This window comes from Streptomyces sp. 891-h (genome assembly GCF_022760275.1).
Classification (GTDB): Bacteria; Actinomycetota; Actinomycetes; order Streptomycetales; family Streptomycetaceae; genus Streptomyces; species Streptomyces spirodelae.
The window spans coordinates 7,436,642-7,450,907 of record NZ_CP050693.1 but is presented as its reverse complement, the minus strand read 5'-3'; the positions used below and the strand labels follow the sequence as shown (position 1 = coordinate 7,450,907).

The window sequence follows — 14,266 nt, the reverse complement described above, 5'->3', positions numbered from 1 at the left end:
GGGCCCAGCCCGCCGGCTCCACGGCTGGTGGATGACGTGGCATTGGTTGACGTCGAAACAACCGTGCCGCCCCGTGTTGGGAGAGCGACTGGACGCCCGGACCGGTCGTAGCTGGGCACCTGATAGTCACCGGCCGCCGACCGTTTCGGGTCGTAGAGCTCCCGGGGCCGGTCGGGGGCGGCCGGACCGGAGGCGAAGCTGCCGGTCCTGGCCTCCTCCGTCGCGGCCCGAACAGCTTCGCGGACCGCCGCCGCCAGGAGTTGCGCTGTGTGGGCTGACAATCCCTCGGGCCGGGGAAAGGGCTCGGGCGGGTGATAGCGGCGCTCGGTGGTCATCGGACCCACCTGCCCTGGGTGGTCATCGGACCCTCCTGCCGCCGAGCAGCCGGTAGACAGTGCTGGTGTCGTCGGCGGTGATCTCGAAGAGGATGTCCGGATGGAGCCGGCTGAGCCTCTGGAGCACTCCGGCCCGTGAACCTGTGCCGAGGCCTGCGGCACAGATGGTGCACACTTCCTGGTCCACCCGGATCCACACGCTCCGTCCGCGTGCCGCCGCCCGTTCGGCGTCAGTCAGCCGGGACAGCCGGGCATCGAGCTGCTGGCCGAGGCTCTGCTCCGCGTGCCCGTGCGCCTGCGGCACGGTTACGGTCTCCGGTGGCCCGATCCGATGGGTGGGGTCGTGACTGCCCAGTGCCCGGGGCGAGCCCCCGGAGTAGCGCTCGCCCGCCAAGGCGGGGATGTCCGAGCGTGCCACGGCCACGGTGCCCTGGTAGCCGACCGCGCCCTTGGCGGTCGGCGGCACCTCCTGCCGGCCGGCTCTTGTCCGACGAGTCTCCCAGCCCGCACGCTCCCCGGCGGAGGGCTGCCGAAGTCCCTCCTCTTCCAGGCGTCGCCGCTCTGCCTCGATGGCTGCCCGTTCCCTGCGCAGGTCCTCACGCAGCGCGTCCTGGACGGCGGGGTCGGACGGCCGGTCGGGCTGGTAGGGGCGGCGCTTCCCGCCACGGCGGGCATCGAGGTACTCCGTGGCGACCGGGTCCCATGGCTCGCGGGCCCGCAACTGTTCTTCGGACGCGGACTCGTACCACCTGCGGTCCAGCTCCGCCTCGGCGTCCGTCTTCGCGGCGTCCTCCAGCCGACGCTTGCTGGGCCACCGGGCTGCCGGGCCGGGCCGGAGCGGCCCCCGGGCTGGAGCGGGCGGCAGCACGGGCTCCGGTGTGCCGACGGGTGGCTTCTCCCCTGCGGCGGCGGTCCGGGGCACCGGCGGGCCTCCCGGCTGACCGGAGCCGAGGTGGCTTGCGACCTCGGCGGCCCGCTCCTCCATCGCCCCGGCCCAGGCGCGGGCCTCCGCTTCGCCGACGGTCCGGGCGAGAGTCTGTTCCATGCGATCGGCCCCTTCGACGGCCGCGCGGCTCCACGCTTCGGCGGTGACGCCCTCGCCGTGCAGCAAGGCGGCGACCAGGGCTGCCTTGCTCATCGCCGGTCCAGCACGGCTCGCGAGGCCGCGCAGCCCCGGCGCCACGACGAACTCGGCGAAGATGCCGAAGGCCGCGCCGAACTCCATGCGCCGCACGTATTCCTGGATACCGGTGAACGAGCCCTGGTCCACCGTGACCGTGACGATGTCGTGCGCGAAGTTTTCCAGTGCCGTGCCGGCCACCCCGCCGGCTGCACCAGTGACCAGTTTCTCCAGCACCCAGGAGATGACCTTGCGGCGAGCCGTGGCGGTACCGACCGCACCCGCTCCCCAGCGGCCGAGCCCGCCGCCGACGCGGAAGCCGACTGCCATGAGATAGCCGTCGAGCGCGGCTGTCAGAAAGCCGCGCGCAGTCATTTTCTCCCCGCCGAGAATGGTCCGCAGCAGGTACTCCGCCTCGGACAGGCCGATACCCACCGCCATCGCCCGGGCGCCGCCGGCCAGCCGTACCAGCAGAGCGACGACGCCCGCCTCCCAGGCCACCACGACGGCGCCGACCAGCAGCACCCCTGCTCCGATGACCTGGTAGAGCTCACCCGCCTTGGCGAGCCGCCAGTAGACCAGCCGAGCCTCGAACTCCCCCACCGGCTCCAGCACCGGCTCGGAGGTGCGGCGCCATTCACCTCCGTCGCCCCGGACCCGCCACACCGGCTCGACGTGTACGTCGAAGGACGGCAGCCCCTCGCTGACGGCGGAGCGGACCTCCAGCAGCCGCAGGCTGTGCTCGACCTCGATCTCCTCGAAGTCGTCCCGGGAGACATGTGCGGCCTGGGCGGCGCGTGCCACCGCCTCGGCGGCGAATTCCCGTTCGTCGTACTCTCGCTGGTCGCGTCCGGTGAGAATCTCCTCGGCCATCCGCCTGCGCTGTTCGAGCAGCTGAGCGCGGAGTGCCTCGGCCCGGCCCGGCTTGGGACGCAGTGATGCGACACGCTTGAGATAGACGCCGTCTGCCTCACCGAGGACCTGGCCGGCACGGACGGTCAGCCGGGGGTCGCGGTCCAGCCGGATCTCGCCCTTCCCCTGTCCGCCGGGCTCATAGGTGTGTGCGGTGGTGGCCTCCCGTTCCGCCGCCAGGGAGCGGCGCAGTCGCTCGACGAGCGGATGGCTGCGGTAGCGAGTCGGCGTGCACAATTGGAGGAGTCTGAGCCGTAGTGCGAACCGGCGGGTGGCGTCAGCTGCTTCGAACACGGCGGCCAGCGACCCGGAACTGTCGAGTTCGTCGAGCGCGTATTCAAAGAGGCTGCCCAGCCGGTGACCGCCCGGCAGGGTGCCGGACTGGTCGAGAAAGGTCTCCAGAGCTCCGCCGGGATCGTCCTCGAGCCGAGCCGTCAGCGCCTCGACCAGCCGCCGCGCGATGGGGCGGAAGAAGGCGGCGCCGAGGCGCTCCGGCGTGAGGTCGGGGTAGGCGCGGGCGTAGAGCACGCGACGGCCTTCGGCTCCAGCGGGCCACTCGGCCCGCTGGAGCACGGGCTGAGGGAGGCCGGGGAAGCTCTGTTCTTCCTCGACGAAGAGCCGGGCGGTGGGGTCCCGGTGCGGGGTTCCGCCACTCGCCTCCCGGTCGAGCAGTACGAAGAGTGCCTCGCGGCGTAGTTGCCCACCGGCGCCGATCACGCCGGACTTCGCGGGCACCACCGCCGGCTGGAGCCATACCCTCACTGTCTCCTCGCCGTACTCGTCAGCGTACTGGCTCCACCGCAGGCCGGTGCGCTCGGCGAAGGCGTCGGGGTCGATGCAGAATCCGGCGTCCCGGAGCGGCATGGTGAAGGAGATTCCGGAGCGCAGGACAGCGACGTCGGAAACCTCGATACGCGGCAGCGGCATGAAGGCGAAGACTGCGTGGCCGGGAGGCACCTCCGGAATGCGGGCGTCGATCACACCTTCCGGATCGGCCTCGGCGAGCGTGCGCACCGCGGTGGGCGAGGCGGTGAGCGCCCACATCGGTTCGGTGCGCTCGCCGGTCCGTGGGCGGTCTGCCCGGGCCAGCAACTGGCGGCCGACCTCCTCCGGCGCCGCCGGTCGGTTGATCCGTACCAGCCACACCTCCGCCGGGCGCAGAGTCGCGGCGAGCGGCTCGTACAGCGGGGCTTCCCCCACGGGGTGGCCCAATACTTCGGCAACGAAGGCGAGTATGCGATCCACCGGGATCCGTGCCCATACGACTCGGACGACGGCCCATGGCTCCGGTTCCGGCCGGTGGACCTGAACCCTGGTGGGCGTCCCGGCCCCGTCGTAAGAGGGCACGGTGTAGCCGGCAGGGCCGGCCCGGGCCGGATCGTAGACCTCCGTGGCCGGTCCGGAGCGGCCGGCGGGAGGCCGTTCGCCCACCCGCTGCGCCAACTCGCGTTCCGCACGGGCCAGGCGGGTGGCGATGGAGGCGCTGAGCCGGCGGGTGAGCAGGGCCAGTTCGTCGGGGCCCGGTTCACCGCTGAGTTTGATCCGGATCGGGATCCGGACGTGAATCTCCACCTCTGCTCCAGGCGCCCGCGGGCTTACTCGGTGACCAGGGCGATGACCCGCAGACCCGCGCCGACTACTTCCTTCTCGGTGTGCAGGGTGACGTCGAAGACCTGGAGGCTGCCTACGTCGGCTCCCTCACCGAACTGGAACTCCAGCTGGGAGGGCACCCGTTCGCGCTCCTCGGGGTCGAGACGGAACCGCTGGCCGAGCTCCGGGATCCCCTCGGCCTTCAAGCCGAACCGCATGGGGGCGAGGTGGGGCCGGATCGGCTTGGTCCCATAGGAGGTCCGCAGCAGCAGCTCGCCCTTCGCCAGGCCTCCCTCCGGCACCTTGACCTCGGGCAAGTTCGCCAGGGCCAGCAGTTCGCTGATGCCGATGACGTTGCTCACCATGACCTGCTGGGAAGTCATCAGCAGCTCCCGCAGATATGGGCCGTGCGGTCCGGGATCGGCGGGTGGCGGGGAGGTCCAGTGAGGCACCGTGTGGGGCTGGGAGGCTGCGGCCTGCTGGACCTTGACCAGGGCGAGGTTGCGCTGGCCCTGGCGTGGGTTGAGGGCAGGTTCGAGCTTGACGTCGGCCGGTGCCGGACCGCCCTCACCGGATACTTCGTCCGAGTAGCAGTTGGCGATGACGCACACGTGTGCGTTCGTCCTGTTCAACTGCTCCTCGGTGGGGACCCAGTCCGGATCGGCACGGCAGGTGACGACATGCGGATCGCTGGAGCTGAGGGTTCCGGAGCCGGGCGCGATATCGGTTGATCCGCTGCTGATGAAGGGCATGCCGGTCCCGGGGGTCCAGACACCGATCTGCGGCTCGAACAGCCACGCCTGGACCACGACACCTGGGACGGTCTGGGTGCCTCTGTTGCTCACCCGGACCTTCACCGTGGTGGTCCGCCCCACCTGGGCCTCGTGGTAGCCCGGGTCCACCCAGATGCTGGTGCTCGTGTAAAAGGGAGTGCCGCCGTTCCACGGGCGCGTCTTGCCATCGTCGGTGCCCGGCCCGTTGTTGGTGCCGAAATCGATGCTGAGAAACAGGTTGTCGGCCATCGGTTTCTTCCTTTTCTTCCTTCAATCGATGAGGTAGGAGAGCTGGACACTGATCACCGTGACCGTGTCGCCCGTCGAGGCATTGGACAGATCGGCGGTGACGAAATAGCGGAAGCTGGTCATGTCCACCCGGTCTTTACCGGCTTCGATCGAGCGCTGGTCGTCGTAGGCACCCTCCCCCGGGATCCGTGCGAGCAGTTCGGTGACCGAGCCGTCGGCAACCGGGGCCCTGAAGAGGCTGATCCGAAGGCTGCCGGAGCCGGTGTTCTTACCGATCGCGCGGAACTTCAGGAGCTTCACCCCGTCGGGTGGCGACAGGGCGAGCAGCCCCTTCACACTCGGCTCGCTGGAAGGCCGGACGGCGACCCCGAACGAGTCCACACTCCATGCCTTGCTCGGCGGCATCGGCACGAAGGCCGGGGACAGGGACAGCAGACGCTGCACCGGGGGCTGCTGGCTCACAGCCTCGATGGCCGACTTGACTTTGCCGATCACCGTCGACAGGTTCTCCAAGTCCTTCTGCAGGGCCTCGAACCGGACGTTGAATCCGTTCGGGCCGCCGGCCGCCACCCGGTCCCGGTTGTCCACCCAGGGGAGGTGCTTGAACGTGGGGGTGAAACTGATGTCAGTCACAAAGATCCTCCGGTCAGCTTGCGGGTGACCACCTCCACGCCCAGCGGATGCAGGTCGGAGAGAAGGTTCATGATCAGCTCTCGTTTCGCGGGTTCCAGCGAATGGTCCGCGAGTTCCGGCCTGAGCCGGACCTCTACCTGGTGAGCCGCGGGCTCCCGGCCGATCCGGTAGGACGCCTGCACCCACGCCCGGCCGGGCCGCTCCCCCCGCACGACCACCGTCGTGGGACCGGTGCTCTGCACCGAGGCAGCCCCATCGCCGGTGGACCACACCAGGACGCCCGACTCGCCCACCTCTTCCTGCGTGGGGGTGACCGCCAGGCCGACAGAGGTACCGACCTCCAGCACTCCGTCAGTCAGCTCGGGAGCGGTCACCGTGAGCGGCAGCTCTTGCTCCTGTAGCGCCGTCACCAGGCCGCCCTCCGCCCGTACGTGGCTGAAGCCCGCCCGGTGGGCGCGAGCGGCCAACTGCCCGGTGGGAAGCGCGGTGTGTCCCAGGCGCAGCGCCCGCCCCTCCCTGGCCAGCCCGGTGCCCGTGGGCTCGTATGCCTGGTGGACGACCAGTCGGCCGGGCTCGTCCTTGATCAGTGCGATCAGGGCGTCCAGGCGTACGGCGGCTTCGCGGCGCATCCGGTGGTGGTTGGGGTCGGTGCCGTAGTCGACATGGGCGGGATGGTCGTGGTGGGCCAGAAAGACCAGGTCGAGTGGCTTGCCGGGGCGCGGCGGCGGGGGGTTGACGGTGCCGTCCGCGCCGATGGCCTTGTCCCCGGGGAGGGTCTCGGGGTAGACCACGAGCTGACGGGAGGCGGTCACGGTGTGCGGGCCGTGTCGTAGCTCCGCGATGACCAGGACCCGTCCGGCCTGTTCACCGGTGAAGGAGGCGGGGGTGCCCCCGGTGGATGGCGTGACCCGGCCGCGACCGGGCCCACAGTGCACCACGTACCAGCGAAGCTGCGAGCGAGCCGGCAGCGCGGGGCGAACGGTGAGAGTGAGCTGGTGCCCCACAGCGACGGACCACTGCGTGCTGTGCACGGTCAACAGCTCGCCGGGTGCGCACTCGGCATAGACCTCACCGTCGGTGCGGTGGGTGACCAGGTCGAAGCCGGCCCGGTGGGCGAGCGCGGCCAGTCGGGCCGGTTCCACGGTCGGGTGGGTGAGCAGTACAGCACGGCCCGTCTTCCGGGCGTCGTCGGCCCCGGGGTGGTACCCGGAGTTCACCCGAACCCGCCCGCTCAGCAGGTCGGCCAGGCGGTGGGTGGCGGCCGCCACCGTCGGCTGGACCAGACCGGGGTTGGGCCGTGCTTCGCCGGGAGGGACGAAGTATCCCGGGGCAGGGGCGATGTCCACGATCTTGGGATCGAGCTTCACCAGGAACAGCGGATCGAAGTACCCCTCTTCCCCAGACGTGGTCAGCCCGACGCCCGTCTGTCCTGCCGCGTCGATGCTGTGTCCTGACGCGACCTGGGCCGGCACCACGCGCAGTGTCAGCAACCCGCGCAGCAGCTCTCCGTTGGCGTCGTCGAGAACAAGCGGGGCGTCATATCCCCCGATCCGGCCGACCGCCGTGTTGAGCTCGGCGAGGAGTCCGGCGGGCGTGGGCAGGGTCCAACGGCGGGCCAGCGCGACCCGCCTGCGGTAGGCATCGTCGGTCTCGCCGGAGCCGCGTACCACCGCCAGACCGGCCCCGTGCCGGTCGAGGTTGCGACCCCGGCTCTCCTTGAGGGCACGCTGGGCGACGGTGCGGCCGAGTTGGTGACGCAGATGGTCGCGTTCCCAGCCGATGGCCCAGAGCAGTTTCGCCATCGTGCCCAGCAGCGCGGTGAGCTGCCACCACTCCTCCTGCCCTCCTGGCAGGGGCGAGGTGATGGTGTCCAGGAGGTCGGCCACAGGCGGCAGTGCCCTGGAGGTGCCGGGCAGCAGTCCGTCCGGCAGCGGGACCCGCACCTCCTGTCCGTTCCTGGTGCGGAAGGTCACCGTGGTGCCGGCCGGAACCTCCTTACGGGCCTGGAGGATGTACAGCGGTTCCGGCTTCACTCCGGACCGGCCTTGGTGGGCCACGAAGTGGTAGGGCCGGATGGTCTGCCCGGTGATCGACAGCGGCAGGTGGTCGGCGCCCCGGGCGAACGGCAGCGTCAGCCGCCCAGCCATGTCCCCGGCTGCCAGGCGCGGTGGGGCGGGTGCGGTGGTCATCGCTTCACCACCTCGATGTCGGTCATGGCGGGGTCGGCCGCGAAGACCGCCACCTCGGTCGGGCCCATCACCAGGCTTTCGCCGAGGGCGGCCTCGACCGTGCCGAACTGGTACGGCACGGGACCGAATCCGAAGCGGGCGAAGGCGGGCGCGCAGCGGCGCAGGTGCAGATTGCGCACGTCCTCCACGCCCGGCTGGGTCGCCAGCACCCGCATGACGCGCGAGTAGAGCACGTCGTCACCCAGCTTGAGCTGCCCGATGTAGGAGGCGAGTTGTGCTCTGAGCGAGGTCGTGACGTCGAGGTCCGCAAGGCCGGGACCGATCACGATCTCGGCCCGGACCGAGACGTCGATATGGTCGGCCTCCACGACGTGGACGTGCACTCCGATGGGCCTGACTCGGTCCACGGCTTCTCTGACCAACTCGTAGACGCCCCTGATCACCGGCCTGCCCGGGCGCTGCACGGTCCGCCAGGGCCGGTGGTTCCGGTGAGCGACCGCCACCTGGGCGAAGTACGGCTCGCCGACGGGGCGTTCGGTGGCGAAAATCCGGCCGTCGAAGTCGAAGGTGCCGAAGATGCTCTGGGACACGTCCACGCCCCCGTAGGTGTCCGACACCCGAGCGTCAATGACGTCGTCAACGCCCAGCGCGGCCTGTCGCACACTGTCCTGGGTCCACAGGTTGCGGGGCAGGGCGATGAGGCGGGCTCGGAACTCCTCGTCGCTCTCGGGCAGTCCCGGGCCGTCGATACGCTGTTGGTTGGTGACGGTGAGCGCGGCCGGCGCCCAGTCCGCGAGGTAGAGCTCCTGGTATTCGGGGTGGACCGTCTTGATCGCCCCGGCCTCCACCGGATCGGTGACGGGTTCCAGTTCCACGACCGACACGGTGCGGGTCGGTGTCTGGCCAGAGAGCTTGGCGGGTTCCCTGGTCGCGAAGGAGCGGGGGGCCTCTCCCCCGGTCAGCAGGATGGTGGCCTCCGGGAGCACGTAGGTCCGCTCCGGACCCCCGCCGGTCAGCGTGAGCGTCACCTCGCCGGAGCAGCGTCCCGGCCGGCGCTCCAGGCCGCACTCGTGCCCCAGCAGGTCAAGGGCGGCGCCGGTAGCGGTGGCGGTGAACTGCGAGTAGTACAGCGCCTCCATCAGCTTCCACAACTCGCCGTCCTCCGCGGCGACGACCTCCAGCAGCTTGCCGAGCGGGCTGGTGGGCGACAGATCGACGTCCTCGCCGAGTACCCGCTTCGTCCGTTCCTTGCTCTCGGCCAGGATCCGGTCCATTCCTTTGACGATGAATCCGTCGTCGGTGACCCCGAATGCCATGTTTCACACCTTCAAATCGGCTGACAGGGCTGCGGTCCGGCCGTCGACGGTCTCCACCGTGACCGCCACCGTCCAGGCACGGCGGTCGGCTCTGCCGCCGGTGTCACGGCCCGGAGCGAAGACCACCCCCACCACCTCTCGGACCCGAGGATCGGCGGCGAGAGTGCGGACGACTTCCAGACGCAAGAGTTCTTGCGCCTCCCGGACACTGCCGGGGCGGGTGAAGGTCTCTCCGGCACTCAGCCCGTAGCGGTGGTTGAACCGGTCGGAGCCGTAGGGGGTGAGCAGCCGCAGACTGAGCGACTGCAGGAGATTCGCCGTGCCTCGCACCTGGGCCAGCGCCCCGTCCCGTACCACCAGGTCGCCGTCCTCCAGCAACAGGCTGTGTCCTAGGGGTTCCATCGGCTCCTCACTCCGCGCTCAGGGTCGTCTGGCCCGGCGAGCGGACTTGCCACATCGGGGGCACGACGGGCAGGCCCTGGGTGGTGCCCCTGGCGGTGGCCAGGGCCACGGGGGTGCCGCGCACCGAGAGCCGGGTGCTGGCACCGTCGGCCAGCGCCGTGACCTTGATGCAGGGCACCTGGCCTTTGCTGGTGTCCGTGTTGGGGCAGGCCGGGACGGTCGCGGCAAGCAGATCGCTGACCAGCAGCACCGGTCGGCCGTGCACGGTCAGGGATGACTGCGACGGATGGACGACGACCTTGGCGCCGTGCACGCAGGTGATCACCGCGTCGGTGGTCAGGACGTGCGGCATCACTTCACCTGGACCGAGGTGCCCTCGAGGGACAGCTTCACGGCCCCGTTGGTGAGCATGATCGAATTTCCCTTCGTGCTGACGGTGACGGTTCCGGCGGTGTCCACCGAAATGACCGCGCCGGTGTGGTGCTCGATCGTGATGCTGTCGTCGGCTGGGGGGTCGGGGCGGTTGCCGACCGGGGGCAGCGCCGGGGTGCCGACGGAGACGCGAAGACCTCTGGCCTGCACCACCCTGCCGCCGCTCGCGTCGGTAAGGTCGTTGACGCCCGGCCCGGTGGGCATGCCGTCGGCGCCGAGCCGGGTCGGCAGGGACAACCAGTGGTCGCCGGGCCGGGGTTCGGGGGCGCGGGCACCGGGCGTACGGGGCCACAGGTAGCCCACCACCGCGGCGTCGTTGACCAGGTTGCGGTTGTGCGCCAACAGCGCGCGCATACCCGGGTAGACCGGCGTCATCAGCCCGCAGGGACCGAACGCGAACGGCGCGGCAACCGGTTTGTCCACCAGGGTCTCGTCTCCGATGGCCCCGGAGACGCTGGGGGCCGTCTGCGAGGAAGGCGGTGACTGGCCGTACTTCAGGGTCACCTGGTGGCCGCGGGCACGGTAGGTGGTGATCTCTCCGACGTCGATCGCGGGCCGGGCCCGGCGTTCCCGCTCCGCCCCCACCTCCAGCCGGTCGGCGACGCTCCGCACGCCGTCGGCTACTTCAGCCGGCTCACCAGGGCGTGCAGCGGCCACCTGCACCTCACACACATAGCCGCTCCGGCCGCTGAAGCGGTGCACCACTCTGGTGATGCGCAGGGGCCCGGCGGGCGCTCCCTCGACATTCCGGAGCGTGACCTGCTGGCCTGCTCGGAGATCGGGATGGCCGAGTACCACCAGGTTCATCGAGGTCCGCACGGGTGGCGTTTCCTCGCCGGGGGCCACCACCACCAAGTCCTCGCCCTGTGCATCACCGTAGGAGACGAGGTTGAGCTCCGGGTCGAACGGCACGGGCGCCGGGTCGTCCGCCCCTACCGCCGGCCCCAGGTACACCCGCCGGTCACGGATGACGACCGCGGCGGGCACGGTCGCGGCCAGATCCCGCAACGCGGCCAGTGCTGACGGATCGCGGACTGTGTGGTCCTCCAGCGAGGCGGCCAGCCGGGAGCCGTCGGCCAGGGTGAGTCCCGCTTCCTTGACGATCCGCTCGGCGAATTCACCGGCAGTACTGGAGGCGGCCTGATGCACGGCGGCCGGCGTGGTGCGCAGTGCGTAACCGCCCGCCTCCTGGCCGGTGAGCCGTACCCGGCTGAGACCGTCCTCGGCCACCCAGGAGGTGATCCGAATGACGCGGCCTGCCATCACGGGACGGCTGCCGGTGCCCGGCTCGTCGAAGTAGCCGAGGTTGAAGGTGGCCGTGAGCGGGGCCGATGCGACTTTCGACCTCAGCAGGTCGATGGTCTCGCCGGGCACGCCAGTCAGCACGACGTCGAAGGACGAGGCGACCGCTCCTTCGCTCATGGTGAGGGTGATGTCGGCGTCGAGGATCAGCGCACCGCCGAACACGTCATTGGATGCGGTGAGCGGCAGTGCCGCCAGGCCCGGCAGCGGGACCGCCGCGGCGACGGCAGCAAGCAGCCCCCGGTCAGCGGGTTTCTCCTCATCCACGGTCAGGGTGTAGCGGATGGCGAAACTCACCGCGGTCCCACCCCCGCGAGCACTGTGGAGCCGAAGCCGCCGGCCCCGTTGAGGTTGCGCACATCTACTTTGGCCTCGTGGAAGGTCAGCTCCAACTCGCCCGCCGGGCAGGGCAGATTTCGCACCACCTTGCGTCGTACCAGCGGCACCAGTCCGGCCGGATCCTCCCTGGCCACGGTCACCACCAGGAACGGCCCGGTACCGAGCAGGTCCAGGACGCCCCCGGCGGAGACCGTCTCCTCGTCAGCGTTGACGTACAGCTCGATCCGGTACATCCGGTCACCGAAGCGCAGCCGGAAGCTCTGGGGGAATCCCTCGTCAGCGTTGACCGGCAGGCTCAGCCGCATCTGTCCTCCTCACAGGGATGGGCCGGGTGAACGGGGAACGGGTCCGGGTGCGGGAACGCCGGGAAGGGCGGCGCTGCCCGGGGCCAGCGCCAGGTCGGCCAGCTCACCCAGGAGCGCGGTGAGACTTGAGCGAGGCACGTGCTGAAGCGTTATCGAGAGGTCGAACGCATCCCGCTTCTGCACACTCTGGGTGAACCGGAGATCGGTGATCTGCATGTCGAGACTGAGAGTCAGTCCGCAGACGACCGGAATGCCGGTGACCGCCAGAGCCGGGGCGGCGGCGGCCAGCAGCGCCCGGGACGTCAGTGCCAGGTTCTCCAGGTCCTTCTTGACCTTGAACCGATCCGGACCGAGCAGGATCGCGTCGATGACGATGGTCTTAGCCGAGGGCTGGGTGGCCTGCGAGAACCTGCTGCCCAGGATGCGTTCGACCCGGTATCCCTCGGTCATGGTGATGCTCTGTACGCAGAGGAGGGGAACCGTGCCGACGAGCACCTTGTCGGCCATGGTTCACGCCCGGCTGCCGAGTTCGCGGTCGAGCTCGGTGAAGACATGCTCCGCGATCTGCCGGACATGGTGGTCCCCGAGCCGACCGACGACCTCCACCTCGACCGGAAAGTGATAGTTGACCACTGTGCCGGCTCCGGCCTCGCGGGATACTGCGGCCTCGCTGCCGGGCGCAGGGGCGATGAACTCACCTTCGTGGACCAGTGCGATGCCGGTCTGCTCAACAAACCGGCCGCCGGCGCCGGGGGCTGCCGGTTCCGTGAACGGGTCCTCTCCGTCCGTCACCATCTCAGTCCTCCACACCGACGTTGAGCGCCATGCAGGTGAAGGTGGCCTGGGGTGCCCCGTCGACGGTGACCGTGCTGGGCTGGGCGGCGCTCACCACGCACCGAGAGAACTTCATCGACGAGAAGGTCCAGTCAGTGCCCTGCTTCTCGGCCACCGCGATGGCGAATTCACCGCCGCTGACCGCGAGTTCGGTGAGATCGGCGACCGCGGTGGCAACAGCCGGAATGGTCAGGGTGAAGGTGAAGGTGAACGGCTGGCGGACATAGCCGACGCCATCCTCCTCAAGACTGTGGACAACCGTGTGGGGGACATTGAACGACGGGGAGAAGTTGGTGATCGGAGTGATGGTGCGACCACCGAGCTTGACTTCCAGCCGGGTGTTCCAATCAGACATGGGGCCGGCTCCTTATTCGAACCTGAGCGTGATGTTGAGTCGGTGAATCGCCCCCGCGTAGACGACCTGCACCATCACCTCGACGGCGCGCTTGCGTTTGATCTCGTCGAGCAGCTTCTGCTCCGTGGCGGAGAGCTGCGGCTTGTCCAGCAGGGTCAGCGCGGGAACGACGATGTCGTAGCCCTCGATGACCTCACGGCGGCGCAGGGGTTCCAGCACCGCCTCGGTCTCCGCCACCAGTGCCCGCACCCCCGACCGACTGATGCGGAGGCTTCCGATGGTCTGGATGAGCTGGGCTTTGAGCCGGAAGGTGATGTCATCGACGGTGCGGACGATGTCGATGTACTTCTTTTCCTTCGGGTCGGAGGCTCCGGTGTAGCCCTCGCCCAGGTAGATGCCCTCTCCGGGGATCAGCGGTGGATTGACCAGCCAGTTGACGCCCCTACCGGCCGGACCACCGTCCGGGGTCTCGGTCCCGTTGAGTGTGAGCAGTTCCTGAGCTGTGAAGGGCTCGGACCTCACTTTGACTTTCTTGAGCAGCATGGAGACGTGCGGCTCATAGCCGGCGATGGTTCCGGCGACGGCTGCGGCGACGTCGTCCGCGCTCTTGTGCGCCACATAGATCATGCGCTCGGTGCTCAGCGTGCCCGCGACCACCGTGGGATCGAAGTCCCCTTTGCCCAGCATCGCGACCCCCATGCGCTCCATGCCGTCCAGCGCGGGAGACGACACGTACTCCGCGAGTTTGACGATCGCGGGGGTGGGAGTGGCACCGCCGGTGAGCGGCGTGTTGGCGAGCACCACGAACTGGACATCGAGCGCGGCCACCGCCTCGAAGGCGGCGTCGAGGTTCTGGCCGGCATCGAGCCTGACGCCCCACACGGCGCTGGGGCCCGGCTCCTGGAGGAGCGCCAGAGCCACCGCCTCACCCAGGTTCCCGGGGGCTTGCGCCCGTGCGTTGGAAACGTCCGTGAAGAGCGTCGCTTTGTTGGGGTCGATGACCTTCAGCTCTTCGGCGTTTCCGGGTGCGGGTTGCCCTTCTGGCTCTTCCGTGGAGGGTTCGTCGACGGTACCGACGATGGCCACGTTGCCATAGGCGCGTACCGCCGGAGCGAACAGGTTGACCAGAGGTTTGACACGGATGTATCTGACAGGAGTGACGGTCATGGAACGGTGCTTC

13 protein-coding genes are annotated in these 14,266 nt (G+C 69.7%); all 13 read right to left on the bottom strand.

Translation table 11 applies throughout. From position 1 onward, the window contains the following. Window positions 1–357 precede the first annotated feature (357 nt). Genes HC362_RS33095 through HC362_RS33035 form a run of 13 tightly spaced genes read right to left on the bottom strand, consistent with a single transcriptional unit; the run spans window position 358 to window position 14,253 of the window. On the bottom strand, window positions 358–3,939 hold the full coding sequence (locus HC362_RS33095) for a hypothetical protein (protein WP_243088027.1): 3,582 nt from the start codon (window positions 3,937–3,939) through the stop codon (window positions 358–360). A 23-nt stretch (window positions 3,940–3,962) separates the two neighbouring features. Further along, window positions 3,963–4,979, bottom strand: coding sequence for a hypothetical protein (locus HC362_RS33090; protein ID WP_243088026.1), 1,017 nt, complete (start codon window positions 4,977–4,979; stop codon window positions 3,963–3,965). A gap of 21 nt (window positions 4,980–5,000) precedes the next feature. Then, window positions 5,001–5,567 (bottom strand): hypothetical protein, encoded by a 567-nt coding sequence (locus tag HC362_RS33085; RefSeq protein WP_243088025.1) that lies wholly within the window; start codon window positions 5,565–5,567, stop codon window positions 5,001–5,003. A 41-nt stretch (window positions 5,568–5,608) separates the two neighbouring features. Next, complete coding sequence (locus HC362_RS33080; RefSeq protein WP_243088024.1) at window positions 5,609–7,801, bottom strand: hypothetical protein; 2,193 nt, start codon at window positions 7,799–7,801, stop codon at window positions 5,609–5,611. After that, window positions 7,798–9,117 (bottom strand): baseplate J/gp47 family protein, encoded by a 1,320-nt coding sequence (locus tag HC362_RS33075; RefSeq protein ID WP_243088023.1) that lies wholly within the window; start codon window positions 9,115–9,117, stop codon window positions 7,798–7,800. Before HC362_RS33075 ends, HC362_RS33080 begins: the two co-directional genes overlap by 4 nt. A 3-nt stretch (window positions 9,118–9,120) precedes the next feature. Then, on the bottom strand, window positions 9,121–9,519 hold the full coding sequence (locus HC362_RS33070) for a hypothetical protein (RefSeq protein ID WP_243088022.1): 399 nt from the start codon (window positions 9,517–9,519) through the stop codon (window positions 9,121–9,123). A gap of 7 nt (window positions 9,520–9,526) precedes the next feature. Beyond that, window positions 9,527–9,871, bottom strand: a complete 345-nt coding sequence (locus tag HC362_RS33065; RefSeq protein ID WP_243088021.1) for a hypothetical protein — start codon at window positions 9,869–9,871, stop codon at window positions 9,527–9,529. Next, complete coding sequence (locus tag HC362_RS33060) at window positions 9,871–11,550, bottom strand: hypothetical protein (protein WP_243088020.1); 1,680 nt, start codon at window positions 11,548–11,550, stop codon at window positions 9,871–9,873. Before HC362_RS33060 ends, HC362_RS33065 begins: the two co-directional genes overlap by 1 nt. Further along, complete coding sequence (locus HC362_RS33055) at window positions 11,547–11,897, bottom strand: hypothetical protein (protein ID WP_243088019.1); 351 nt, start codon at window positions 11,895–11,897, stop codon at window positions 11,547–11,549. Before HC362_RS33055 ends, HC362_RS33060 begins: the two co-directional genes overlap by 4 nt. A gap of 9 nt (window positions 11,898–11,906) precedes the next feature. Next, the gene (locus HC362_RS33050; RefSeq protein WP_243088018.1) at window positions 11,907–12,404 is read right to left on the bottom strand and encodes a hypothetical protein; all 498 of its coding nucleotides are present in this window, start codon (window positions 12,402–12,404) and stop codon (window positions 11,907–11,909) included. 3 nt (window positions 12,405–12,407) lie between these two features. Continuing rightward, window positions 12,408–12,692 (bottom strand): hypothetical protein, encoded by a 285-nt coding sequence (locus tag HC362_RS33045; protein ID WP_243088017.1) that lies wholly within the window; start codon window positions 12,690–12,692, stop codon window positions 12,408–12,410. Between the two features lies 1 nt (window position 12,693). Then, entirely contained in the window at window positions 12,694–13,086 is a 393-nt protein-coding gene (locus tag HC362_RS33040; RefSeq protein ID WP_243088016.1) for a hypothetical protein, read from the bottom strand. A 12-nt stretch (window positions 13,087–13,098) separates the two neighbouring features. Continuing rightward, window positions 13,099–14,253: a hypothetical protein gene (locus HC362_RS33035; protein ID WP_243088015.1), complete on the bottom strand. Its 1,155-nt coding sequence runs from the start codon at window positions 14,251–14,253 to the stop codon at window positions 13,099–13,101. Window positions 14,254–14,266: the final 13 nt, after the last annotated feature.